Here is a 24,009-nt window from a genome sequence, read left to right as displayed (position 1 = left end):
CCACTCCGGGGCCATGCCGCGATCGGCCACCGGGCGGGCTCCGCGGACTCCGGCGGGCTCGGCCACCGGGTGCGGGCTCAGCCGCCGGGCGGTTCGGCGGAGACGCTCGGCAGGGCGCCCGGCCCGCTGGGGTCCACGCCGGTGGTGGCGGGGGGCGGCGTGGGGTGCTGTCGCTGGCCGGAGGTGCCCCGGTAGACGGCCGAGAAGGCGAGCGCCACCATGCCGATCCCCATCACCACGGCCAGCACCCAGGCGACGGGCCGCTGCCAGCTGCGGTGGCCGCGGTAGGGGCGCGGGCCCCGGCCGTGCGGTGCGTAACGGCCGTAGCCGTACGGGTATCCGAAGTCGGCGCCGTGCTCGTAGGCAGGGTCCAGCTCCGGGGGAAAGCCCTCGGAACCGTCGTACTCCGTGCGGTAGTCGGAGCGGTTGAAGCGGCCCTCGTCGTCGTCCGGGTCTTCGTCGAAGGCGTCGTCCGCATCGGCGAACTCTTCGTGCGGGAACTCGCCCTCGCCGCGCGGATAGCCGAAGCCGTCCTCCGCGGCGCGGAGGTTCTCGTTCTCCGTGTGCTCCGCGTGCGACTGGGCGGAGGCGAGTATCCGTTCGGCCGCGCTCGGCTCATGGACCTCGGCGGCGCGTACGAAGTCCTCGTCGAGTACCACGGAGGCGAACTCGTCGTCCGCCGCCCCGTGGTCGCGGTACTCGGGCTCCTCGCCGTCCGGGAACGGCCTGCCCCCCACGTCGTCCGGCACGCGATCCAGCGTAGACCTATGCGGTCAATTTGGGCAGGGCCGGAGGGAGGCGGGAGGAAAATCGGTGCGGTCAGTTCCGGATGTGACCGTCCCCGGTGACCACGTATTTCGTGGAGGTCAGCTCCGGCAGGCCCATGGGACCGCGCGCGTGCAGCTTCTGTGTGGAGATCCCGATCTCGGCGCCGAAGCCGAACTGGGCGCCGTCCGTGAACCGGGTGGAGGCGTTCACCATGACGGCTGCGGAGTCCACCAGCGTCGTGAAGCGGCGGGCCGCGGCGGTGTCGGCGGTGACGATCGCCTCGGTGTGCCCGGAGGACCAGGCGCGGATGTGCTCGACGGCGGCATCCAGCGAGGGCACCACGGCCGCCGCGATGTCGTACGACAGATACTCGCTCGCCCAGTCCTCGTCGCCGGCCGGCAGCACGGTCCGGCCGGAGGCGCCGGCCGCCGTCTGCCAGGCGTTGTCGCCGTGCACGGTGACGCCGGCCTCGGCGAGCGCTTCGAGGGCGCGGGGCAGGAAGGCGTCGGCGATCCCCGCGTGCACCAGCACGGTCTCGGCGGCGTTGCAGACGCTGGGGCGCTGGGCCTTGGAGTTGACGAGGATGGCGAGCGCGGTGTCGATGTCGGCGCGCTCGTCCACGTAGACGTGGCAGTTGCCGGTGCCGGTCTCGATGACGGGGACGGTGGACTGCTCCACCACGGTCTTGATCAGCGAGGCGCCACCGCGCGGGATCAGCACGTCCACCAGACCCCGGGCGCGCATCAGCTCGGTGACGCTCTCCCGGCTCTCGCCGGGCACCAACTGCACCGCGTCGGCGGGGAGTCCGGCCTCGGCGACCGCGTCGCGCAGCACGGCGACCAGCGCCGTGTTGGAGTTGTGCGCGGAGGACGAGCCGCGCAGCAGCACGGCGTTGCCGGATTTGAGGCAGAGCGCGGCGGCGTCGACGGTGACGTTCGGACGGGCCTCGTAGATGATCCCGACGACGCCCAGCGGGACCCGCACCTGGCGCAGCTCAAGGCCGTTGGGCAGCGTCGAGCCGCGCTGCACCTCGCCCACCGGGTCGGGCAGCGCGATCACGTCGCGGACGTCGGAGGCGATGGCCGCGACCCGCTCGGGGGTCAGCGTGAGCCGGTCCACGACGGACTCCGCCGTGCCGGCGGCGCGCGCCTTGGCGACGTCATCGGCGTTGGCGGCGACGATCTCGTCCGTCCTGGCCGTGAGCGCCTCGGCGATGGCCAGCAGCGCGGTGTCACGGGTGGTGCGGGGGGCCGGGGCGAGGTCGGCTGCCGCTGTCCGCGCGCGGCGGGCCGCCTGACGGACGGGGGTGTCCGGGATCTCGGATGCGCTCATGGCGCGATGGTAGCCGGGGCACGCGGCGGGCCGCCCCGGCGTCTCAGAACGGGCCGCTCAGAACGGGTGCACCCCCACCGGGCTGGCGGGCGGCGGGCCGTAGCCCTCGGCGACCCGCTGGTGATAGGTCTCGCGGCCGATCACTTCCAGGCCCACGATCTCCCAGGGCGGCAGCTTGGCCGAGGAACGGTGCTCGCCCCACAGCCGCAGCGCCACGGCAGCGGCGTCGTGCAGGTCGTGGGCCTCCTCCCAGTACCGGATCTCCGCGTGATCGTTGGCGTAGCGGCTGGTCAGCAGGAACGGATGGTCGTGGGCGAGCTGTTCGAGGGCGCGCCGTACGTCGGCCAGCGGCGCCTCCTGCCCTGCGACGCTGAGTGTGATGTGCCAGAGCCGGGAGCCGACTCGTGTCTCGGGCTGGGGAGAAGACGCCATATCGACGCTGGCCAGTCGTCTCACCGGTGGCCTCCTGGAGTGGTGCTGGTGCAATGTGACTGTGGGTGCCGCCGAAGGAACGATGCGTGCACGTGCGGGTGCACGTGCTGCTCGCATCGCCCGCGTCAAAGTTGACCAGTCCGAGAGCGCGTGCGGGGCCGTTTTACGGAACGTGTCCATGGAAAGGCTGGACTTTTTCCTGGACTGCAACGGTCCGCCCGAATCGGAAGCGCAGCAGACAGTTGCGATCAGCCGAACATCAGAGAGCGCTGGTCGGCCGCGCGCCGGACGCAGCGCTCAGGACCGCAGCAGCACCAGGTCGTCGCGGTGGACGACCTCGCGCTCGTAGGCCGGGCCCAGCTCCCTGGCCAGCTCGTACGTGGTGCGGCCGAGCAGCCGCGGCAGCTCCTTGGCGTCGAAGTTCACCAGCCCGCGTGCCACGGCCCGCCCCCGGGTGTCCCGCAGCTCCACCGGGTCACCCGCGGAGAAGTCGCCCTCCACCCCGGCGATACCGGCGGGCAGCAACGAGGTACGGCGCTCCACGACGGCGCGGACGGCGCCCTCGTCCAGTGTGAGCGCCCCGGTGGGCGTGGAGGCGTGCGCGAGCCACAGCAGGCGCCCCGCCGCACGCCGGCCTGTCGGATGGAAGTACGTACCGGTCTCGCGGCCCGCCAGCGCATCGGCGGCGTGCACGGCGGAGGTCAGCACCACGGGCACGCCGGCGCCCGCCGCGATACCCGCCGCCTCGACCTTGGTGACCATGCCGCCGGTGCCGACACCCGCGCTGCCCGCGCTGCCGATGTCGATGCCCTCCAGGTCGGCGGGGCCGTGCACCTGGGCGATGCGGCGGGTGCCGGGGGTGGCGGGGTTGCCGTCGTAGAGGCCGTCCACGTCGGAGAGGAGGATCAGCAGGTCGGCCCGGACGAGATGGGCGACCAGCGCGGCGAGCCGGTCGTTGTCGCCGAAGCGGATCTCGTCGGTGGCCACCGTGTCGTTCTCGTTGACGATCGGCACCGCACCCATGGCCAGCAGCTGGTCCAGGGTGCGGTAGGCGTTCCGGTAGTGCGCACGGCGGCTGGTGTCGTCCGAGGTCAGCAGCACCTGGCCGACGCGGCGGCCGTAGCGTGCGAAGGAGGCCGTGTAGCGGGCCACCAGCAGCCCCTGGCCGACGCTCGCGGCGGCCTGCTGGCGGGCCAGATCGCGGGGGCGCTTGGCCAGCCCCAGCGGCGCCAGCCCGGCGGCGATGGCGCCGGAGGAGACCAGCACTATCTCCCGGCCAGGAAGCCCGGCATGCTCACGCTGAGGGCTCCCGGCGTCGACGTGCTTGGCCAGTACGTCGACGAGGGCGTCCACCCGGTCGGCGTCCAGTCCGCCCGCTGCGGTCGTCAGCGAGGAGGAGCCGACCTTGACGACGACGCGGCGCGCCTCCCGCACGGCCCGGCGAGCCGCCCGCTCACTCTCGGTGGCGCCCGTGCCCTGATGGCCGTCCCCCGTGACGCCCGCCACGCGCCCTGTTCCACTGTCTCCTGTCACGCCCGCCCGTATCCCTCGCGCCTGTGCCGCCGCGGCGGGCCATGGGGCGCCGCTGTGCGCCCCATGGCCGTGACCCGCCGTGCTCTCTCCTTCGCAATCTACGTCAGCGCTGCTTCGCGACGCTCATCCGTTTCGCGCAATGGACGCGTGCGGATGGTTACCTTTGACCAGGTAAGCCCACATCTTGGCCCGGCGAAGATTGTCACTTGACCCGCGGGCGTCATACGGTCGGTGGTCGACCCTGGCCACCGCCATCCGGCCACTCCTTACGCCCGTTCCCGTCGACCCTCGATCTCCATGCCAGGAGCCCAGCCCGTGCCCTCTGCCGGACTCTCCACACGACGCGCCGTGCAGCTCGCGGCCCTGCTCGCGCTCGCGGTGTTCTACACCGTGCAGCTCGCGGGTGCGCTGCTGCCGAACGTGCCCGTCTTCGTCGCCGCCTCGCTGGCGGGACTCGCCCTCGACCTGTACCTGACGCACAAGCAGCCGGGACTGCTGGCGCTGCTCGGGAAGGTCCGTTTCGACGTCACCACGCGCCAGCTGCTCCGCGACATGCTGGTCGTCATCGGCCTGGTGCGCATTCCCGAGGTCCCGCCGGACATCGAGCGCCCGCTCACCCTGCTGCTGCTGGCCGCGTACGCCGCGCACTTCCTGTGCCAGGCGGTGGCCCAGCTGGTGCGCCGCACCCGCACGCTGCCGGTCGTCACCCGCAACATCGACACCTCGTCGCTGAACCTCGCCGACGCGCCCTCCCGGCTGCTGGCCCGCCAGCCCAGCCGCAGGCTGCTGCGCTTCTCGATCCCCGGCACCGTGGGCCTGATGCTCAGCGCGAGCCTGTCGGTCCAGGAGTGGGGTCTCATCGGCGTGAGCTGCACCCTGCTGCTGTCGCTGAGCTCCGCCTTCTACCTGGCCACCTGGCTGCTGCCGAAGAACCGCTCCAGGAGCGAGCAGGACGTGCTGGCGTGGCTGGATCAGTGGCTGGAGCAGTACAAGCCCACCGTCGGCATGTACTTCTCCGGCGGTGCGTCCTCCGCCTACCAGGCGAACATGTGGCTGGGCACCCTCGCCCAGCTGGACGGACGCCCGCTGATCGTGCTGCGTGAGCGGTTCATGGTGCAGAAGATCGACGCCACCGACATTCCGATCGTCTGCATCCCCAAGGTCGCCCATCTGATGCGGCTGGAGCACTCCACGCTCAAGGTGCTGCTGCACCCGGCGAACTCCGGCAAGACGTCCCAGGTGCTGCGCATCCCCACCCTCAAGCACGCCTTCATCAACCACGGCGAGTCCGACAAGCTCTCCTCCTGCAACCCCTACGCCAAGGCGTACGACCAGGTGTGGGTCGCCGGTGAGGCGGCCCGCGAGCGCTACCAGCTCGCCGAGGTCGGGGTGGACGACAAGGACGTGGTCGAGGTCGGCCGCCCGCAGCTGAGCCCCATCCAGCACGCCGACGAGCGCGCGGCGGCGCCCAGGAGCGAGTACACGACAGTGCTGTACGCGCCCACCTGGGAGGGCTGGGACGGCAACCCGGGCAACACCTCGGTGCGGCTGGCCGGCGAGAACATCGTCAAGGCGCTGCTGGCGGACCCGAAGGTGCGGCTGCTGTACAAGCCGCACCCGATGACCGGCTCGGTCGACCCCCGCGCGGGCGCCGCCGACCAGCGCATCCGCGCCCTGATCACAGAGGCCAACGCGGCCCGCGGCGACGCCCGGCGCAACCCGGAAGCCGTCGCCGAGCTGGAGCGCCGCACGGCGGGGCTGGACCAGGTCTCCACCTCCGCGTTCCGCCGCAGCGCGGACGAGATGGAGCGGATGAAGATCCAGGGCACGCCCGAGGAGGGCAACGCCGATCGGGTACGGGCCGCCACTGAGGCGTGGGAGGCGGCCTACTGGGCGTCCTTCCCGGAGTGGGAGCACCAGATCATCACCGGTCCGCGGCCGGCGATCTTCAGCTGCTTCAACCAGGCGGACCTGCTGATCTCGGACGTCTCCTCCGTCGTCTCCGACTACCTCACCAGCGAGAAGCCGTACGCGGTCGCCAACACCAGCGGTATGACCGAGGACGAGTTCCGCGGCACCTTCCCGACCGTACGGGCGGGCACGGTGCTCACACCCGACGCGGGGCAGATTCCCGCGTTGCTGGAGTCGGTGCGCCACCCGGAGAAGGACAATCTGGTGCGGGCCCGCCAGGAGCTCAAGACGCATCTGCTGGGTCCCTCCGACCCGCCCTCGCTCGCCCGCTTCAACGCCGCAGCACTGGAGCTGGCGGCCGAGGCCGCCGCCAGGAACGAGCGCGTCGCGCAGCGTACGACCGAGATCCCCGGCCAGCGGGAGGCGGAGGAAGCCGCCGAGGAAGCCGAGCTGGAGGCGCCGAGCACCGCGGACCCGGAGGACGCGGTACCCACATAGGGCACTGACGCCGATCGCCGGCCTGCGCGGCCGGCGCTGCGCCACACCGCCACTCGTTCGCCGAGCCACTCGTTCGTGCGACGCGTACGGCATACACCGGCGCGCAGGAGCGCGGAACGGTGCGGGGCCCCGGGAGGAGTTCACCTCTCGGGGCCCTTTCGTATGCCTGCGTCACATCGGACTCCACCCGCCCCAGGCCGTCACGCAATGCCCTGAAAGCCGGGCCTCGCGTCCCTACGCTCGCTGACGACCCTGCATGCACATATGCCGGGTTCCGCACCATCAGCCAGGAGGGCATGCACGTGACACGCCTGAGAACCGCCGCAACACCGCTCGCCCTGCTCCTGGTGGCAGGGCTCCACCTCGCCGCCCCCTCCCCCGCCGCAGCCGCCGCTACCGGCACCGGCCCCGTCTTCAACCGGCCCAACGGCGCCCCCGCCCAGCAGCGCACCATCCGCAGCGACCTGCTGGCCCGGATCAAGGCCGCAGCGCCCCGCTCCACGATCAAGGTCGCCCTCTACCACTTCTGGGACGCCGAGGTGGCCCGCGCGCTCGCCAAGGCACACACCTCCGCCAAGCGCCGCGTACACGTCCGGGTGATGCTGGACAAGTCCAGCGTGACCGCGATGCCCTCCAGCAGCTCCTACAAGATCCTCCGCAAGGCGCTCGGCACGGACCGGGCGAAACGGTCCTTCGTCGGGCTCTGCCCGAAGCGCAAGTCCTGTCTGGGCAACCCGCGTTCGGGCGCTTCCATCGCGCACAACAAGTTCTGGCTCTTCTCCCGTACCGGCGGTTTACGAAACGTCGTGGTGCAGACGTCCTCGAACCTGTCCACCGGCAGCTACACCAAGTTCTGGAACGACGCGATGGTCGTCTCCCACGCCCGTACCTACACGGCCTACAGCCGGTATTTCAACAAGGTCGCCGCGGCCGACTGGCGGGCCTGGCGCTACACCCGCTCACGCGCCTCGCCCTACACCGGCTACTTCTTCCCGCGGCCGAACGGCCGCGACACCGTGCGCGGCATCCTCGACCACGTCACCTGCCGCTGGAAGGACGCCCGCGGCAGCCACCGCACCAGAGTGCGGCTGGCCATGTTCAAGTTCACCCGGCAGGGCGTCGCCGAGAAGCTCACCGCAATGCAACGGCAGGGCTGCGCCGTCGACATCGTCTACGCCGAGGCCGACAGCAAGGACAGCACCGGCTCACCCGGCACCTGGGAGACCCTGCACGCACGCCGCGGCCCGGCCGTACGGTGCCTGCACCACGACGACGACGCCAACCGCAAGACCCCGCGCCAAGTCATCCACTCCAAGACCCTGATGATCTCCGGCCGCTACGCAGGCACCCCGAACAAGCTGGTGTGGACCGGCAGCCACAACTACTCGGGCCCGGCCCTCACCAGGAACGACGAAGCGCTGCTGAAGATCGACAAGTCCGCCGTCCACGACGCCTATGTACGCCGCTTCCGCCTCGTACGCAGCTCAGCACTCCCTGGCCTCCGCGACAACACCCCCAGCTGCAAGGGAGTCAGCCCGCAGCCGGAGGATTAGGGCTTGTCCGGCGGGCGTTGCCGCGCCTCCTTTGTGCCGACAACGGGTGCCCCTGCCTGACGCACGCGGGCTGCGCGTGCGTCTCGGCTGGGCGCGCAGTTCCCCGCGCTCCTTCGGGGCGCGTCCTCACTCGAACGGGTCGAAGTCCTCGTACTCGCCCAGGACTTCGTCGCGCTCGGCCTCGCGGTCGCGGCGGCGCTGGGCGGCGGGGCGGGGCGCGTCCATGCGGTGGTCCTCGCCACGGCGGCCGAGCATCTCGGCGCCGGTGACCATGGTGGGCTCCCAGTCGAAGACGACGGCGTTGTCCTCGTCGCCGATGGCGACGCCGTCGCCCTCGCGGGCGCCCGCCTTCAGCAGCTCGTCCTCGACACCGAGGCGGGCGAGGCGGTCGGCGAGGTAGCCGACGGCTTCGTCGTTGTTGAAGTCGGTCTGCCGCACCCAGCGTTCGGGCTTCTCGCCGCGCACGCGGAAGAAGCCCTCCTCGATGCGGGTCACCGTGAAGCCCGCGTCGTCGACGGCCTTGGGGCGGATGACGATGCGGGTGGACTCCTGTGCGGGGCGTGCGGCGCGCGCCTCGTCCACCAGGCCCGCCAGCGCGTACGACAGTTCCTTGAGCCCCTGCCGGGAGACGGCCGAGACCTCGAAGACGGGCATACCGCGCTGCTCCAGGTCGGGCCGGATGATGTCGGCCAGGTCCTTGCCCTCGGGGATGTCCGTCTTGTTGAGGACGACGACGCGCGGCCGGTCGTCCAGACCGCCGTAGCGGGCCAGCTCGGCCTCGATCACATCCAGGTCCGAGACGGGGTCGCGGTCGGTCTCCAGCGTGGCGCAGTCCAGTACGTGGACCAGCACGGAGCAGCGCTCGACGTGCCGCAGGAACTCCAGCCCGAGCCCCTTGCCCTCGCTGGCGCCGGGGATCAGCCCGGGCACGTCCGCGATGGTGTAGACAGAGCCCCCGGCGGTGACCACGCCCAGGTTGGGCACCAGCGTGGTGAAGGGGTAGTCGGCAATCTTCGGCTTGGCCGCCGAGAGCACCGAGATCAGCGAGGACTTGCCCGCACTCGGGTAGCCGACGAGCGCGACGTCCGCGACGGTCTTCAGCTCCAGGACGACGTCCCGCGCCTCGCCGGGCTCGCCCAGCAGCGCGAAGCCGGGCGCCTTGCGCCGCGCGGAGGCCAGCGCCGCGTTGCCGAGCCCGCCGCGCCCGCCACGGCCCGCGACGAAGGTGGTGCCGGCACCGACCATGTCGGCCAGCACCTCGCCCCGCTTGTCGAGGACGACGGTGCCGTCCGGTACCGGCAGCACCAGGTCCTTGCCCTCCTGCCCGGACCGGTGCCCGCCCTCGCCGGGCCGGCCGTTGGTGGCCTTGCGGTGCGGGCTGTGGTGATAGTCGAGCAGCGTGGTCACGTCCGGGTCGACGACGAAGATCACGTCGCCGCCGCGCCCGCCGTTGCCGCCGTCGGGCCCACCGAGCGGCTTGAACTTCTCCCGGTGCACGGAGGCGCAGCCGTGCCCACCGTTACCCGCGGCGACATGGAGCTCGACGCGGTCCACGAAGGTGGTCATAGGGATGTGCCTCCAAGGCGTGCTGGGGGGTGTACTACGCGCGTACTACGCGCCGAGGGCGGACCCGCTTCCCGTACGTACGCATACGCCGTACGTACGGGAGAAGGAGGTCCGCCCTCGGATGTGGAGAGTGTGCCGTCCGGCTGCTTACTTGGCGGCCGGGACGACGTTCACGACCTTGCGGCCGCGGTGGGTGCCGAACTGCACCGCGCCCGCGTCCAGCGCGAACAGGGTGTCGTCGCCGCCGCGGCCGACGCCCTTGCCCGGGTGGAAGTGGGTACCGCGCTGGCGGACCAGGATCTCACCCGCGTTGACGACCTGACCGCCGAAGCGCTTCACGCCGAGATACTGCGGGTTGGAGTCGCGACCGTTCCGGGTGGACGATGCGCCCTTCTTGTGTGCCATCTCTCCTCAGTCCTTACTTCTTGGCCGGGGCGGGGATGTCGGTGACCTTCAGCGCGGTGTGCAGCTGGCGGTGGCCGATGCGCTTCTTGTACCCGGTCTTGTTCTTGTACTTCTGGATCCGGATCTTGTCGCCCTTGTGGTGGTCCACCACCTCGGCCTGAACCTTCACGCCCGCCAGGACCCAGGGGTCGCTGGTGACCGCGTCACCGTCGACAACGAGCAGGGTCGAGAGCTCGACGCTGTCGCCGACCTTGCTCTCAGAAATACGGTCAACCTCGATGACGTCGCCCACAGAAACCTTCTGCTGGCGCCCGCCGGTGCGCACGATCGCGTACACGCGGAACTCTCTCTCGCTCGAATCGAAGCTCCTGACGCCAGCCGCCCGGCCGCACACGAAGGCGCGGATCTGATCCGGAAGGATTGAGCGGCCTCTCCCGGGAACCGGGAGGGATTTGCTCAGGAGCAGCGCACCCAGGTGAGGGCACGCCGACGGTCAAGGGTACCCCATACGGACCTGGGGCCTGGTCGGGGCGGGGAGGGACCGGCCCTCCCCGCCCCCCGGTCACTCCTCGGAGGCCGGGGCGGTCACCGCTCCGGCTCCGCCCTCCTGCTCGGCAGCGGCCGTCTTCTTGGCGGCGGACTTCTTGGCGCTCTTCTTCGCCGTGGACTTCGCCGTCGACTTCGCGGCCGTCTTCGCCGTCGTCGCCTTTTCGGTCGCCTTCGCTGCCGACTTGGCCGTCGTCTTCTTGGCCGCGGCCTTCTTGGCCGTCGCCTTCTTCGCCGGGGCCTTCTTGGCCGCCTTCTTCGCGGCGGTCTTCTTCGCCGGAGCGGCGGCCTCGGCCTCGCCCGCGCCCTCGTCCGAGGGAGCGGTCGTGGTGACCGTACGGGTCACCCGGCGCCGGGGCCGGACCGGAGCCACATCGGTGACGACCTCGCCGACCACCGGCTCGGGCTCGGCGGGGGCTGCAGCCGGAGCGGCCACCTCGTCCGAGGGGACGACCAGCACGGCAGCGGTGCCGTCACCTGTCCGGGGAGCACCGGCCGGAGCGCTGGCCTTGCGCGTCACCCGCCGCCGGCGCCGCCCACCGGCGACCTGCTCGGGCTCAGCGGGAGCAGCCGGGGCCGCAGCCTCGGCAGCGTCGGGCTCGGTCGGGACGGGCTCGAGCGCACGCTCCGAAACAGCAGCCTCCATTACGGCCGCCTCCGTAACGTCCTGCTCCGAGACAGCCGGATCCGGTGTCACCGGCTCGACCACCTCGGCGGTCTCGCTCGCCGCCTTCCTCGGGGACCCGGCGGGGGCGCTGGCCTTGCGGCTGCCCCGGCGCCGTCGGCCACCGCGCGCGGAGGCAGCCGCGGCCTCCGCCTCGGCGGCGCTGCTGAACAGCTCCTCGTCCGGTACGAACTCCACCGGCACGGCGGCCGGTGCCGAGACGTCGGCGGCCTCGGCCACCAGCTCCGCGGGCTCCACGGCGGCGGCAGCGGGCGCGGTGGCGGGCGAGGGCTCCGGCAGCGCAGGAACGGGCTCGACGGGAGCGGGCTGCGGCTGGACGATCTGCGGGCCGCCCTTGTCCGCCTTGCCCTTGCCCTTCTTGCCCTTCTTGCCGCCGCCACCGGCACCGGCGGCTGTGGCCTGGTCCATGTGCACGAGGACACCACGCCCGTTGCAGTGCACGCACTGCTCGGAGAACGACTCCAGCAGCCCCTGCCCGACCCGCTTACGGGTCATCTGCACGAGGCCCAGCGAGGTGACCTCCGCCACCTGGTGCTTCGTACGGTCCCGGCCCAGGCACTCCAGCAGCCGGCGCAGCACCAGATCGCGGTTGGACTCCAGGACCATGTCGATGAAGTCGATCACGATGATGCCGCCGAGGTCGCGCAGCCGCAGCTGGCGCACGATCTCCTCGGCCGCCTCCAGGTTGTTCCTGGTGACCGTCTCCTCCAGGTTGCCGCCCTGGCCGGTGAACTTGCCGGTGTTGACGTCGACGACGATCATCGCCTCGGTCCTGTCGATCACCAGCGAGCCACCACTGGGCAGCCACACCTTGCGGTCCAGCGCCTTGGCGAGCTGCTCGTCGATGCGGTACGTCGCGAAGACGTCCACGTCCGAGGTCCACTTCTGGAGCCGCTGGCCCAGGTCGGGCGCCACGTGGGAGACATAGCCGTGGATGGTCTCCCAGGCTTCGTCGCCGCTGACGATGACCTTGGAGAAGTCCTCGTTGAAGATGTCCCGCACCACGCGGACGGTCATGTCCGGCTCGCCGTAGAGCAGCGTGGGCGCGTTGCCCTTCTGGGCCTTCTTCTGGATGTCCTCCCACTGCGCCTGGAGCCGCTCGACGTCGCGGCGCAGCTCGTCCTCGCTGGCGCCCTCGGCCGCCGTACGGACGATCACGCCGGCGCCCTCGGGGACGACCCGCTTGAGGATCTGCTTGAGCCGCGAGCGCTCGGTGTCCGGGAGCTTGCGGCTGATGCCCGTCATGGAACCCTCGGGCACATAGACGAGGTAGCGGCCGGGCAGCGAGACCTGGCTGGTCAGCCGGGCGCCCTTGTGGCCGATCGGGTCCTTGGTGACCTGCACCAGCACCGACTGGCCCGACTTGAGCGCGGTCTCGATACGCCGCGGGCCGTTCCCCATGCCCAGCGACTCGAAGTTGACCTCGCCCGCGTACAGCACGGCGTTGCGGCCCTTGCCGATGTCGACGAACGCGGCCTCCATCGACGGCAGCACGTTCTGCACCTTGCCGAGGTAGACATTGCCGACGTACGAGGTCGACTGCTCCTTGTTGACGAAGTGCTCGACCAGCACGTCGTCCTCGAGGACGGCGATCTGGGTGCGCTCACCGCTCTGCCGGACGATCATCTCGCGCTTGACGGCCTCGCGGCGGGCGAGGAACTCCGCCTCGGTGATGATCGGCACCCGGCGTCGGCCCTGCTCACGGCCCTCGCGGCGGCGCTGCTTCTTGGCTTCCAGCCGGGTGGAGCCCTTGATGGCCTGCACCTCGTCGGAGGGCTCGTCCTTCTTCTTACGGGGCTCGCGGACCTTGACGACGGTGCGCTCGGGGTCGTCCGCGGTGACGGTCTCGCTCGCGGGTGCCTCCGTGTCGCCCGACCGGCGACGGCGCCGACGGCGACGGCGCGAGCTGCTGCTGGAGGCGGCGCCGGCGGGCACCGTCTCCTCCTCGTCGGCGGCCTCCGCCTCGGTTCCGGCTGCGGCCGGCTCGCCGGCCTCGCCTTCCCCGGCGGCCTCGGAGCGGTCCTCGCGCTCCTCCTGCTCGTCGGTCTCCGCGCCCTCGGCCTGCTCGGCGCTCTCGCCACGGCGCCGACGGCGGCCACCCCGGCGACGACGGCGTGCGGGACGCTCGTCCGCCTGGGCGCCCTCCTGCTCCTCGCCCTCGGTGTCCTGGTCCGGGGCTTCGCGGTCCTCCCGCTCGTCCCGGGCCGCCGGCTGCTGCTCGGCGGGCTGCTGTTCGGCCGGCTCCGCGCGGCGGCGACGGCGACGGCGCGGGGTGCCCGCGGTCTCGTCCTCGACGGCCTCGGGCTCGGCCCCCTGCTCGGCCTCGGCCTCGGCCCGCCGCTCCGCCTCGGCCGCAGCGGCGGCGGACTGCGGGGTCTGGAAAGCCGGCTCGGTGAAGACGGGCGGCTGGAACATCGCCACGGGCGCGGGCCGCTTGCGGCGCCCGGCGCGCCCCTCGGTCTTCTCGGCCTTGCCGGGCTGCTCGGCCTTCTCCGCCTTCGCGGTCTGCCCGGTCTGCTCGGCACTCTCGGCGGCCGCGCCGGCCTCGGCCTTACGGGTCGCTTCGCTCGTGGGGGCCGCGAAGCCCTTGGCGATCTTCGGCTCGGCCGGCTCCGCCTCCTGCGGTGCCCCGGCCACCTGGGCGCCCTTGCGGGTCGCGCGGCGACGGGTGCGGGCAGGCGCTGCGGCCTCGCCGGCCGCTGCCTGCTCGGCGCTCGCTGCCGCCTCGGTGGTCTCGGCGGCGGCCTCTTCGGTGGTCCCGGTGGGCTCTGTGATCTCTGCCGCCTCGGCGGAGACGGGTGCGGAACCGGCGCGGGTCGCCCGGCGCCGGGTACGGCCACCGGATGCGGGCTCGGCGGGAGCCCCGGTCTCCGGCTCGGCCTCCGCCTCGGCAGCGGCGGCCTTGCGGGTGCTCGTACGGCGACGGCTGCGCGCCTTCGGTGCTTCGGCCTCCGCCTCGGCCGCCTGGGCAACAGCCGCCTCGGCGCCCTCGCCGGGCTCGGCGGCCTCCGCCTCGGCCGCGGGTGCGGACGCCTCACGGGTGGCGCGGCGGCGCCCGGCCGTCGCGGGCTTCTCCTCGGCCGTCTCGGCGGCGCCCTCGGCGGGGGCCGTCCTACGGCTGGTGGCCCGGCGCCGGGTACGGGCCTTCGGCGCCTCGGCCTCGGTCTCCGCGCCCTCCGTGCTCTCGGTCTGGTCGGCGCTCACCGACTCGGCGGCGGGCTCCGCCGGAGGCGGCGAACCGGCCGGAGCGGTGGCCTTACGGGTGGCGCGGCGGCGGCTGCCGGACTTCGGCGGCTCCGTCCCCACCTCGACGGTGCCCCCGGCCTCCGGCTGCGCGGCGGCAACGGTCTGCTCGGCACCCTCGCTCTGCTCCGCGGGCTCCGCCGGAGGCGGCGAACCGGCCGGCGCCGTGGCCTTACGGGTGGCGCGGCGGCGGGTGCGGGCAGCGGGGGCCGGAGCGGCCTCGGCGGGGGCCGCGGCGGAAGCGTCGCTCTCGGAGCCGTCCTGGGCTCCGGCGTCCTGCGGGGCGTCGGCGGCGCTGTTCTGCACGGTCGGCAGCGCGGGCTCGGCGGCCGTCACGTCCGCGGCCTCCCCGGTGTCCGCCGCGGACGGCGGCCCCGCGGGGCGGCTGGCGGCGCGGCGACGGCGGCGCGGAGGCAGGGTGTCGCTCGGTGTGCTCAGCGCACCACCGGCGGTCTCGGGCGCACCGGCGGCTCCGCCGCCGACAGTGGTCTCACTGTCGACGACCGATCCGCCGGACACGGTGGATCCACCGGGAACGGTGGAAGTGGCGGCTTCCGCGGAAGCGGCGGTGCCGACTGCGGCTGCCTCGGCTTCGTTGGATTCAGTTGGTTCGAGCATGCGGGCGGTTCTCCCGTCACGCTCCCGGGCGCCGCGCTCTGGGGTCCGGGGCGACCCACCCTTGCGGGCGGATCGCTCTCCGGGGCGCGGGCGCCGCACGGGAGCTCGTTGTCTCACTCGCCGGTTCCGGCCCTTGTTCCGGCCCGGCTACGGCGAAAGTCTGCTGGTCTGTGCGCTCGCCTGCCGTACGGCTGCCCGGGTGGCTCCCTGGCGTGCGTCGTCGGCGGCGGCGCGGCTTCGGCGGCTGTCCTACGCGGCGCCGCCCGGCACCGTCGCGGCGCTGGAAATCCCTGAGCCGATGGGCTCCGGAAGCGCGTCGCGGTCAGATGCGAACGGGTCGGTCACCGTGCCGCTCTCCTCATCGAGCGGCCCCTGCGCCAGCCTGGTCACCGCTGCGGCAACGGGCGGCGCCAGGTCGGCCGTAGCGCGGAGACCGGACAGGACGTCGTCGGGTCGTACGGCAGGTGTCACGTGTCGTACTACCAGGCGCAGTATCGCACAGGCCCCCTTGCCGGGCCTATCGGCGCCGGTGGAGGCGTCCGCCTCGGCGCTCTGTGCGGCGACCATGAGCGAGCGGACGGCTGCCCGGGCGTCGAAGGACCGGAGGCCCTTCTTGGTCTGCCGCTGCACCTCGACGGACTCGGCCGCCAGAAAGGCGTCCGCCGCCTGCTGTGCTTCTTGCGGGGTGACTCCGTCGAGCCGCAGCTCCCACACGGACGCCTGGAGCCGGTCGCTGAAGTCGGAGCCGTGTGCCTCGACGGCGTCGACGATGTCGAGGCCGTCCGGCATGCAGCTGTCCAGCAGCGCGCGCAGCTGTTCGGGGGCGCGCTGCCGGGCGAGGGCGATCTCCAGGTACTCGGCCTCGCTGCCGGTGCCGGTGGGGGCGGCATTGGCGTAGCTGACCTTGGGGTGCGGGGTGAAACCGGCGGAGTACGCCATGGGTACCTCGGCCCGGCGCAGTGCCCGTTCGAAGGCGCGCTGGAAGTCGCGGTGGCTGGTGAACCGAAGGCGGCCTCGCTTCGCGTAGCGCAGGCGGAGGCGCTGCACGGTGGGTGCGGGCGGCGGGCCTTCGGGCTGTCGCTTGCCCAGTGGTTCTCTCCTCGGTACCGGACGGCGCGCGGGGCACGGCCGCCCATGTCTTATGGGTCTGTCTTATGCGTCATATGCGTCGTGTACGGAGGCGGAAGTCCACACCGGTCAGGCCGACGGCCCTTGATGACGAGTCGCCTGACCTGCGGCCGAACGCGGCCGGACGCTGGTGCAGCGTCCGCCGGGCCGGACCCGGGACACCCCCGGCGTCCGGCCGGGGACCCCCAGGTTTGTGCGGATGATCCTGCTGCCTAGGGTACGCGGCTGCCCTACGGCAGCGGCTCCCGCTCCTTGGAGCGGGGTGCTCCGAAGAGGGCACGCCGTATCTCTGCCCGCGTCGCGCGCGCCGATTCACGCGCTGCCCCGAGCGCCGCCCGTACCGACCTCGCAGCGGCCCGCAGCGAGCGGCCCACCGCCCGCGCGGCGACGGCGAGCGGGCGCCACAGCCAGTCGCGCAGCACCCGCCCTACGGGGGCCAGCACATACCGCCAAAGCCCCACGAACGGGACCACCAGCAGCACGTACAGCACCCGTCCGACGAACCGGAAGACCGCCACTGTCACCCGTCCGGCCACCCGCCAGGCGACGGCGACCGCACTCGCGATCTCCCGCAGGACCAACATCAGGCCGCGCCCCACGGGCGCGAGCACCAAGCGGTGGAGGGCGACGGCGGGCACCACGATCAGATACCGCCACAGCCACCCCAGCCCCACGCCTACCCCGCGCACCACGGCCACCACCGCGTGCCCGAGGGGGGTCAGCACATACCGGTAGAGGCCCACCACCGGGGCCACCACCAGCCACCGCCACAGCCAGCCGAGGGTCACGGCGATGCCACGCCCCACAGGTGCCAGCACATAACGCCACAGCAGCACCACGGGCAGCAGCAGAAGGTGCCGCCCCAGCCAGGACAGGCCCCCGCCAAGACCGCGCAGCATGGTCAGCACCGCGTGACCGAAAGGGGTGAGGAGGGTGGCGTACGTCCACACCAGCGGCACGACGATCAGCACGCGTACGAGGAACGCGACGGCGACCGCGATGCCCCGCGCCGTCGGCACCACCACATAGCGCCACAGCCCGACCCACGGCCAGACGAAGAGGGCCTTGGACGTCCAGACCAGCGCCAGTCCGATCCCCCGGAACACCGGTGCGAGAACGGTGCGCCACAACCAGCTCGCCGGGGCCACGACGAGCGTGCGCCCCAGCCATGCCAGCCCGCGCCCCACCGGCACCAGGACCCCGCGCCGCAGCGCACGCCCTGCCAGCACCAGCCCGTCCCACACCATGCGGACGGGCAGCACCAGCACGAACATCACGATCCGTACCGGCAGCCGCACCGCCGCCGTCAGACACCCTTCGGGTTCCTTCGCGGGTGCGGTGGCACCGTGGCGTGGCTGATATCCGTTCACGCTGGTGAGGACGGGAGGAGCACGGTTGCCGGTTCGGCGGGCGGTGTGCGGATCCGGTAACGGGCGAATCCCGGCCCCGGACCGGAGCTGCCCGGGTCCGGGCGCGGAGCGCGCGGAGTTATTTCACCACCGTCAGCGGCAGCAGCTTCTTGCCCGTGGGCCCGATCTGGATCTCGGTGTCCATCTGCGGGCACACGCCACAGTCGAAGCAGGGGTCCCAGCGGCAGTCGGGGACCTCGGTCTCGTCGAGGGCGTCCTGCCAGTCCTCCCAGAGCCAGTCCTTGTCGAGGCCCGAGTCGAGGTGGTCCCAGGGGAGCACTTCCTCGTAGGAGCGCTCGCGGGTGGTGTACCAGTCGACGTCGACGCCGGTGCCCTCCAGCGCCTTGGCGGCGGACTCCATCCACAGGCGGTAGGAGAAGTACTCGCGCCAGCCGTCGAACCGGCCGCCGCGCTCGTAGACCTCGCGGATCACCGCACCGATGCGGCGGTCGCCACGGGAGAGCAGGCCCTCGACGATGCCGGGCTTGCCGTCGTGGTAGCGGAAGCCGATCGAGCGGCCGTACTTCTTGTCACCGCGGATCTTGTCCCGCAGCTTGGCCAGCCGGGCGTCGGTCTCCTCGGCGGAGAGCTGCGGCGCCCACTGGAAGGGGGTGTGCGGCTTGGGTACGAAGCCGCCGATGGAAACCGTGCAGCGGATGTCGTTGGACTTGGCGACCTCGCGGCCCTTGGCGATGACGTTGACCGCCATGTCGCCGATCTGGAGGACGTCCTCGTCGGTCTCGGTCGGCAGTCCGCACATGAAGTAGAGCTTCACCTGCCGCCAGCCGTTGCCGTACGCCGTCGCGACCGTACGGATCAGGTCCTCCTCGGAGACCATCTTGTTGATGACCTTGCGGATGCGCTCCGAGCCGCCCTCGGGGGCGAAGGTCAGGCCGGAGCGGCGGCCGTTGCGGGTCAGCTCGTTGGCCAGGTCGATGTTGAAGGCGTCGACGCGGGTGGAGGGCAGGGACAGCCCGACCTTGTCCTCCTCGTAGCGGTCGGCCAGCCCCTTGGCGATGTCGCCGATCTCGCTGTGGTCGGCGGAGGAGAGGGAGAGCAGGCCCACCTCTTCGAAGCCGGTGTTCTTCAGCCCCTTGTCCACCATTTCGCCGATACCGGTGATGGACCGTTCCCGCACCGGGCGGGTGATCATGCCCGCCTGGCAGAAGCGGCAGCCGCGGGTGCAGCCGCGGAAGATCTCCACGGACATCCGCTCGTGCACCGTCTCCGCAAGGGGGACCAGCGGCTGCTTGGGGTAGGGCCACTCGTCCAGGTCCATCACGGTGTGCTTGCTCACCCGCCACGGGACGCCGGAGCGGTTGGGCACGACGCGGGAGATCCGGCCGTCGGCCAGATACTCGACGTCGTAGAAGCGCGGCACGTACACCCCGCCGGTCTTCGCCAGCCGCAGCAGCAGTTCGTCCCGGCCACCGGGTCGGCCCTCGGCCTTCCAGGCCCGGATGATCTCGGTGACCTCCAGCACGGCCTGCTCGCCGTCGCCGATCACCGCCACGTCGAGGAAGTCCGCGACCGGCTCCGGGTTGAACGCCGCGTGCCCGCCGGCCATCACGATCGGGTGGTCCTCGGTGCGGTCCTTGGCCTCCATCGGGATGCCGGCCAGATCGAGGGCGGTGAGCAGATTGGTGTAGCCCAGCTCGGTGGAGAACGAGACGCCGAGTACGTCGAAGGCGCCGACCGGGCGGTGCGCGTCGACGGTGAACTGCGGGACGCCGTGCTCCCGCATCAGCTTCTCCAGGTCCGGCCAGACGCTGTAGGTGCGCTCGGCCAGGACCCCTTCGCGCTCGTTGAGCACCTCGTAGAGGATCATGACGCCCTGGTTGGGCAGGCCGACCTCGTAGGCGTCCGGGTACATCAGAGCCCAGCGGACGTCCGCAGAGTCCCAGTCCTTGACGGTGGAATTCAGCTCGCCGCCCACGTACTGGATCGGCTTCTGGACGTGCGGGAGGAGGGCCTCTAGCTGGGGGAAGACCGACTCGACGGGCATCTCGGCGCGCTTTCGTACAGGGGACAGGGCCAGTCGTCCAGAGTAACGGTTGGCCGTACGTGCCCCGGAGGGCTGCGTGCCCTGCCCCTTCCCCGCAACAAGAGGGGGAGGAGGGGCAGGGCACGCCGCTGTCGCGCGGGGTCCTACGCCGCTATCGGCCGCTGGGTCCGGATCGACTGCAGCAACCCCACCGCGATCCACACCGCGAACATCGACGTACCGCCGTAGGAGACGAACGGCAGCGGAAGTCCGGCCACCGGCATGATGCCGAGCGTCATTCCGATGTTCTCGAACGCCTGGAAGGCGAACCACGCGATCACGCCGGCCGCAACGATGGTGCTGTACAGCTCCGTCGACTCGCGGGCGATACGGCAGGCGCGCCAGATCAGCACGGCGAGCAGCACGAGGATCAGCCCGCCGCCCACGAAGCCCAGTTCCTCGCCGGCGACCGTGAAGACGAAGTCGGTCTGCTGCTCGGGGACGAACTGGCCGGTCGTCTGGGTGCCGTCGAACAGGCCCTTGCCGGTGAGACCGCCGGAACCGATGGCGATCCGGGCCTGGTTGGTGTTGTAGCCGACGCCGGCGGGGTCGAGCGCCGGGTTGGCGAAGGCCGCGAACCGGTTGATCTGGTACTCGTCCAGCAGCCCGAGCGACCACACCAGCACCGCTCCCCCGGCGCCCGCCAGGCACAGTCCGATGATCCAGCGGTTGGAGGCGCCGGAGGCGAGCAGTACGGCGAGCACGATGATGACCAGCACCATCACGGAGCCGAGGTCCGGCATGGCCAGGATGACCACGGTCGGCAGCGCCGCCATGCCGAGCGCGTGCAGGACGGTGCGGTGGTCGGGGTGCTCCTGGTCGCCGGCGTCGACCTTGGCGGCGAGCAGCATCGCCATGCCCAGAATCACCGTGATCTTGATGAACTCGGCGGGCTGGATGGTGAAGCCGCCACCGAGGTTCAGCCAGGCCCGCGAGCCGTTGATGGTGGCGCCGAGCGGGGTGAGGACGCAGACGCCGAGCAGCACGGCGATGGCGTAGAGCACCGGTACGGCGCTGCGCAGTCTGCGGTGGCCGAGCCAGACGGTCCCTATCATCAGCGCGATCCCGATGCCGAGGCTGATGACGTGCCGCACCAGGAAGTACTGCGGGTCGCCCTGGTTGAGCTCGGTGCGGTTGCGGGTGGCGGAGTAGACCAGCAGCGAGCCGATGACCGCGAGCGCGATGCCGGACAGCAGGATGATCCAGTCCATCCGCCACACGATCGAGTCACGTGCGGTCAGCCGGTCCCAGGCCGAGCGGCGCCGCGGGCCGTAGCCGCCGAGGGCGAACGTCCGGGTGCTCATGGGCGTTCACCTCCGGCGAGCTCGCGGGTGTCGCGTGCCTGCTGGGCCCCGTCCCGGCGGCGCTGCTGCTGCTCGCCCTCGTTCCGTACGGCCTCGGCCTCGCGGCGGGTACGGGGTGTCTCCCCCGGCGGCGAGGCGCCGGGGCTCTGGCCGGCCGGCCCGGAGGGCGAGGCGGACGCGCGCTTGGACGGGTCGTCGGCGGGCCGCTTGTCGCGCTGGGGAACGATGGTGCCGTCCTTGTCGATCTTCGGCAGCTTGGTCTCCGGCTTGGACAGCAGAGCCTTCTTCTTGTCGATGTCGCCGTCCTTGCTGACGCCGTACATCGCGTCGTAGATCTTGCGTACGGCGGGCCCGGAGGCGCCGGAGCCGGTGCCGCCCTGGGAGATGGTCATCACGACGGTGAAGTCGTCGGTGTAGGTGGCCAGCCAGGAGGTGGTCTGCTTGCCCGCGACCTCGGCGGTACCGGTCTTGGCACGCATTTTGATCTTGTCCTGCGGCCAGCCCGCCTCGCCGAACCGCCAGGCCGCCGTGCCATGGGTGGCCACGCCCTGGAGGGCCTTGTCCATCTGGCCGATCGTCTTCTTGGCCAGCGGCAGCTTGCCGTGCGAGTGCGGCTCGATCTCCTTGACGGACTTGCCGTTGGGGCTGACGACCGCCTTGCCGAGGGTGGGGTCGTAGAGGGTGCCGCCGTTGCCGAGCGCCCCGTAGATGGTGGCCATCTGGATCGGGGTGACAAGGGTGTCGCCCTGTCCGATGGAGTAGTTCACGCTGTCACCGGCGCGCATCTTCATACCGGAGACGCAGTTCTCCTTGGCGATCCGCTCGGCGTAGCTGGGCCGGCCCTTTGCGCCTTCGGCCTGCTTGCACCAGGCGTCCTTGTTGGCCTCCCAGTAGTCCTTCTTCCACTTGCGGTCCGGGACACGCCCCTCGACCTCGTTGGGGATGTCGACGCCCGTCTTCCTACCGAGGCCGAACTGGTGCGCGGCCTTGTAGAACCAGTCCTTGGCGCCCTTCCTGGGCAGGTTTCCGCCGTCCTTCTTCCACTGCTTGTAGGCCAGGTCGTAGAAGACGGTGTCGCAGGAGACCTCCAGCGCGCGGCCGAGGTTGATGTTGCCGTGGCTCTCGGACTCGAAGTTCTTGAAGACCTGGCCGCCCACCTTGTAGCTCGCCGGGCAGTCGTAGTTGCCGTTGAACGGATAGCCCGCCTTGACGGCGGCGGTGGTGGAGATGACCTTGAAGATCGAGCCCGGTGCCGCCAGGCCCTGGATGGCGCGGTTCAGCAGCGGGTAGTTGGACTTCTTCCCGGTGAGCCTGGAGTACTCCTTGCCGGAGATGCCGCCGACCCAGGCGTTGGGGTCGTACTCGGGGTTGGAGGCCATGGAGACGACTCGGCCGGTCTTGTTCTCCATCACCACCACGGCGCCCGCATCGGCCTTGTAGTTGCGGCCGGTGTTCTTGTCGTGCTCCTTACGGGCGTCCTTCATCGCCTGGTCGAGCTGCTTCTCGGCCACGGCCTGGACCCGCGCGTCGATCGAGGTGACCAGGTTGGAGCCGGGGCGCGCCTTGTCGCTCTCGGCCTCGCCCATCACCCGGCCGAGGTTGTCCACCTCGTAGCGGGTGACGCCCGAGGAGCCGCGCAGCCGGCTGTCGTAGGAGCGCTCCAGCCCGTTGCGGCCGATCTCGTCGGAGGCGAGGAACGGCGAGTCGGTGTCCTTGGCCTTCTCGATCTCTTCGTCGGTGACGGGCGAGAGGTAGCCGAGGGCCTGCGAGGTGTTGGCCCCGTACGGCGCCGGATAGCGGCGTACGGCCTCCGGCTCGGCGGTGATCCCGGGGAAGTCCTCGGACCGCTCCCGGATTTGCAGGGCCTGCTTGGGCTTGGCGTCGTCGGTGACCGGAATCGGCTGGTAGGGCGAGCCGTTCCAGCAGGGCTGCGGGGTCTTGGCGTCGCAGAGCCGGACCTTCTCCTTGACGGTCTTGGGCGACATGCCCAGGACCCTTGCGAGCCGTTCGAGGACGGCTTTGCCGTCGTCGTCCTGCTTCATCAGCTCGGTGCGGGAGGCGGAGACCACCAGTCGGGTCTCGTTGTCGGCGATGGGCACGCCCCGTGCGTCCAGGATGGCGCCGCGCGTCGCGGGCTCGACGACCTGCTGGACGTGGTTGCCCTTGGCTTCCTTCTGGTATTCGTCGCCGTTGCGGACCTGGAGATACCACAGCCGCCCACCCAGCGTCAGCAGCAGCGACAGCACCAGAATCTGAATGACGACCAGCCGGATGGTGACCCGGGAGGAGCGGCCGGTCTCAGGAATGTTGGTCACAGCCGCTTGACCCCCTTGAGCTTGCCCGACTTGCCGCCGCCCAGGCTCACCGCCTTGTTACGCGGGGTGCGCTTGCCGGCTTTCATCCCCTTGCCGCCCTTGCCGAGCAGGCTGCTGCCGGCCGAGGCGCTGAGGCCGGTGCCGGAGGTGAGCCAGCCGTAGGCGCGCATCCCGCCGTCCGCGCTGCCGCCGCCGGGCTCGGCGCCGATCGGGTCCTTCTCGCCGCGCCGGGCCAACGACATGATCAGCGGAACGACGAAAGGCGCCAGCAGCAGGTCGTAGATGGTGGCCGTGATCAGCAGCCCGCTGAGCCCGACCTGGCGGGCCACGGTGTCCCCGACCAGCGCGCCAACGCCCGCGTACAGCAGCGTGGAACCGATGGCGGCGGAGGCCACGACGAGCATGGGCACGGTGGCCGAGCGGTGCTGCCCGGCCTCCGGCTTGGTCAGCCCGGCGGCGTAGCCGATGAGGCAGAGCACCAGCGCGTAGCGGCCCACAGCGTGGTCGGCCGGCGGGGCGATGTCGGCCAGCAGCCCGGCGCAGAAGCCGACAAGAGCGCCCGCGGTGTGGCCGTAGACCAGTGCGAGGCCGAGGACGACGAGCAGCAGCAGGTCCGGTACGGCGCCGGGCAGTTGAAGTCTGGCCAGCACGGTGACCTGGAGCATCAGGGCGACGACCACAAGAGCGGCCGAGAGCAGCATCCGGTTGAGGTACACGTG

Annotated in this window: 16 protein-coding genes; 2 read left to right on the top strand and 14 right to left on the bottom strand. The window is 71.6% G+C overall.

Annotation, left to right across the window (positions count from 1 at the left end):
- Nucleotides 1-77 precede the first annotated feature (77 nt).
- From ACTWP9_RS31105 to proB, 4 genes are all read right to left on the bottom strand, one after another.
- Nucleotides 78-749: an SCO2584 family spore wall biosynthesis protein gene (locus tag ACTWP9_RS31105; RefSeq protein ID WP_443249658.1), complete on the bottom strand. Its 672-nt coding sequence runs from the start codon at nucleotides 747-749 to the stop codon at nucleotides 78-80.
- 70 nt (nucleotides 750-819) lie between these two features.
- Nucleotides 820-2,100 carry a glutamate-5-semialdehyde dehydrogenase gene (locus tag ACTWP9_RS31100; protein ID WP_443249657.1) on the bottom strand — a complete coding sequence of 427 codons (1,281 nt, stop codon included), beginning with the start codon at nucleotides 2,098-2,100 and terminating at the stop codon, nucleotides 820-822.
- A gap of 57 nt (nucleotides 2,101-2,157) precedes the next feature.
- Nucleotides 2,158-2,532, bottom strand: a complete 375-nt coding sequence (locus ACTWP9_RS31095) for a hypothetical protein (RefSeq protein ID WP_443249672.1) — start codon at nucleotides 2,530-2,532, stop codon at nucleotides 2,158-2,160.
- 297 nt (nucleotides 2,533-2,829) lie between these two features.
- Entirely contained in the window at nucleotides 2,830-3,966 is a 1,137-nt protein-coding gene (gene proB, locus ACTWP9_RS31090; RefSeq protein ID WP_443249671.1) for a glutamate 5-kinase, read from the bottom strand.
- A gap of 414 nt (nucleotides 3,967-4,380) precedes the next feature.
- On the opposite strand from proB, the gene ACTWP9_RS31085 reads away from it, so the two are divergent.
- Together ACTWP9_RS31085 and ACTWP9_RS31080 are read left to right on the top strand one after the other, a co-directional pair.
- Nucleotides 4,381-6,474, top strand: coding sequence for a hypothetical protein (locus tag ACTWP9_RS31085; protein WP_443249656.1), 2,094 nt, complete (start codon nucleotides 4,381-4,383; stop codon nucleotides 6,472-6,474).
- Nucleotides 6,475-6,776: 302 nt separating this feature from the next.
- A complete protein-coding gene (locus ACTWP9_RS31080; protein WP_443249655.1) occupies nucleotides 6,777-8,027 on the top strand; it encodes a phospholipase D-like domain-containing protein in 1,251 nt (416 codons plus the stop codon).
- A 126-nt stretch (nucleotides 8,028-8,153) separates the two neighbouring features.
- On the opposite strand, the gene obgE is transcribed toward ACTWP9_RS31080, so the two are convergent.
- The 10 genes from obgE to mreD all read right to left on the bottom strand — a co-directional run bounded on the left by obgE (nucleotide 8,154) and on the right by mreD (nucleotide 24,006).
- Complete coding sequence (gene obgE, locus ACTWP9_RS31075; protein ID WP_443249654.1) at nucleotides 8,154-9,593, bottom strand: GTPase ObgE; 1,440 nt, start codon at nucleotides 9,591-9,593, stop codon at nucleotides 8,154-8,156.
- Between the two features lie 147 nt (nucleotides 9,594-9,740).
- Nucleotides 9,741-9,998, bottom strand: coding sequence for a 50S ribosomal protein L27 (gene rpmA / locus ACTWP9_RS31070; RefSeq protein ID WP_099880750.1), 258 nt, complete (start codon nucleotides 9,996-9,998; stop codon nucleotides 9,741-9,743).
- Nucleotides 9,999-10,011: 13 nt separating this feature from the next.
- A complete protein-coding gene (gene rplU / locus ACTWP9_RS31065) occupies nucleotides 10,012-10,335 on the bottom strand; it encodes a 50S ribosomal protein L21 (protein WP_019358143.1) in 324 nt (107 codons plus the stop codon).
- 225 nt (nucleotides 10,336-10,560) lie between these two features.
- Nucleotides 10,561-15,090, bottom strand: coding sequence for an Rne/Rng family ribonuclease (locus ACTWP9_RS31060; RefSeq protein WP_443249653.1), 4,530 nt, complete (start codon nucleotides 15,088-15,090; stop codon nucleotides 10,561-10,563).
- 249 nt (nucleotides 15,091-15,339) lie between these two features.
- A complete protein-coding gene (locus ACTWP9_RS31055) occupies nucleotides 15,340-16,137 on the bottom strand; it encodes a TIGR03936 family radical SAM-associated protein (protein ID WP_443249652.1) in 798 nt (265 codons plus the stop codon).
- A gap of 311 nt (nucleotides 16,138-16,448) precedes the next feature.
- A complete protein-coding gene (locus ACTWP9_RS31050) occupies nucleotides 16,449-17,588 on the bottom strand; it encodes a hypothetical protein (protein ID WP_443249651.1) in 1,140 nt (379 codons plus the stop codon).
- A gap of 118 nt (nucleotides 17,589-17,706) precedes the next feature.
- Nucleotides 17,707-19,632 carry a TIGR03960 family B12-binding radical SAM protein gene (locus ACTWP9_RS31045; protein WP_443249650.1) on the bottom strand — a complete coding sequence of 642 codons (1,926 nt, stop codon included), beginning with the start codon at nucleotides 19,630-19,632 and terminating at the stop codon, nucleotides 17,707-17,709.
- A gap of 143 nt (nucleotides 19,633-19,775) precedes the next feature.
- A complete protein-coding gene (gene rodA, locus ACTWP9_RS31040; protein ID WP_443249649.1) occupies nucleotides 19,776-20,975 on the bottom strand; it encodes a rod shape-determining protein RodA in 1,200 nt (399 codons plus the stop codon).
- Nucleotides 20,972-23,290, bottom strand: coding sequence for a penicillin-binding protein 2 (gene mrdA, locus ACTWP9_RS31035; protein WP_443249648.1), 2,319 nt, complete (start codon nucleotides 23,288-23,290; stop codon nucleotides 20,972-20,974). The genes rodA and mrdA overlap by 4 nt, the downstream gene beginning before the upstream one ends.
- On the bottom strand, nucleotides 23,287-24,006 hold the full coding sequence (gene mreD / locus ACTWP9_RS31030) for a rod shape-determining protein MreD (RefSeq protein ID WP_443249647.1): 720 nt from the start codon (nucleotides 24,004-24,006) through the stop codon (nucleotides 23,287-23,289). Before mreD ends, mrdA begins: the two co-directional genes overlap by 4 nt.
- Nucleotides 24,007-24,009 lie beyond the last annotated feature (3 nt).

The organism is Streptomyces sp. 3N207 (assembly GCF_052246355.1).
Lineage (GTDB): Bacteria > Actinomycetota > Actinomycetes > Streptomycetales > Streptomycetaceae > Streptomyces.
Note: the sequence above shows the minus strand (reverse complement) of the source record. Positions and strands in the feature narration are given on the sequence as shown.

Coding starts and splice junctions, on each gene's coding strand:
- ACTWP9_RS31060 (WP_443249653.1), bottom strand. CDS start 15,090: ATGCTCGAACCAACTGAATCCAACGAAGCCGAGGCAGCCGCAGTCGGC.
- ACTWP9_RS31045 (WP_443249650.1), bottom strand. CDS start 19,632: ATGCCCGTCGAGTCGGTCTTCCCCCAGCTAGAGGCCCTCCTCCCGCAC.
- obgE (WP_443249654.1), bottom strand. CDS start 9,593: ATGACCACCTTCGTGGACCGCGTCGAGCTCCATGTCGCCGCGGGTAAC.
- rpmA (WP_099880750.1), bottom strand. CDS start 9,998: ATGGCACACAAGAAGGGCGCATCGTCCACCCGGAACGGTCGCGACTCC.
- ACTWP9_RS31095 (WP_443249672.1), bottom strand. CDS start 2,532: ATGGCGTCTTCTCCCCAGCCCGAGACACGAGTCGGCTCCCGGCTCTGG.
- rodA (WP_443249649.1), bottom strand. CDS start 20,975: ATGAGCACCCGGACGTTCGCCCTCGGCGGCTACGGCCCGCGGCGCCGC.
- ACTWP9_RS31100 (WP_443249657.1), bottom strand. CDS start 2,100: ATGAGCGCATCCGAGATCCCGGACACCCCCGTCCGTCAGGCGGCCCGC.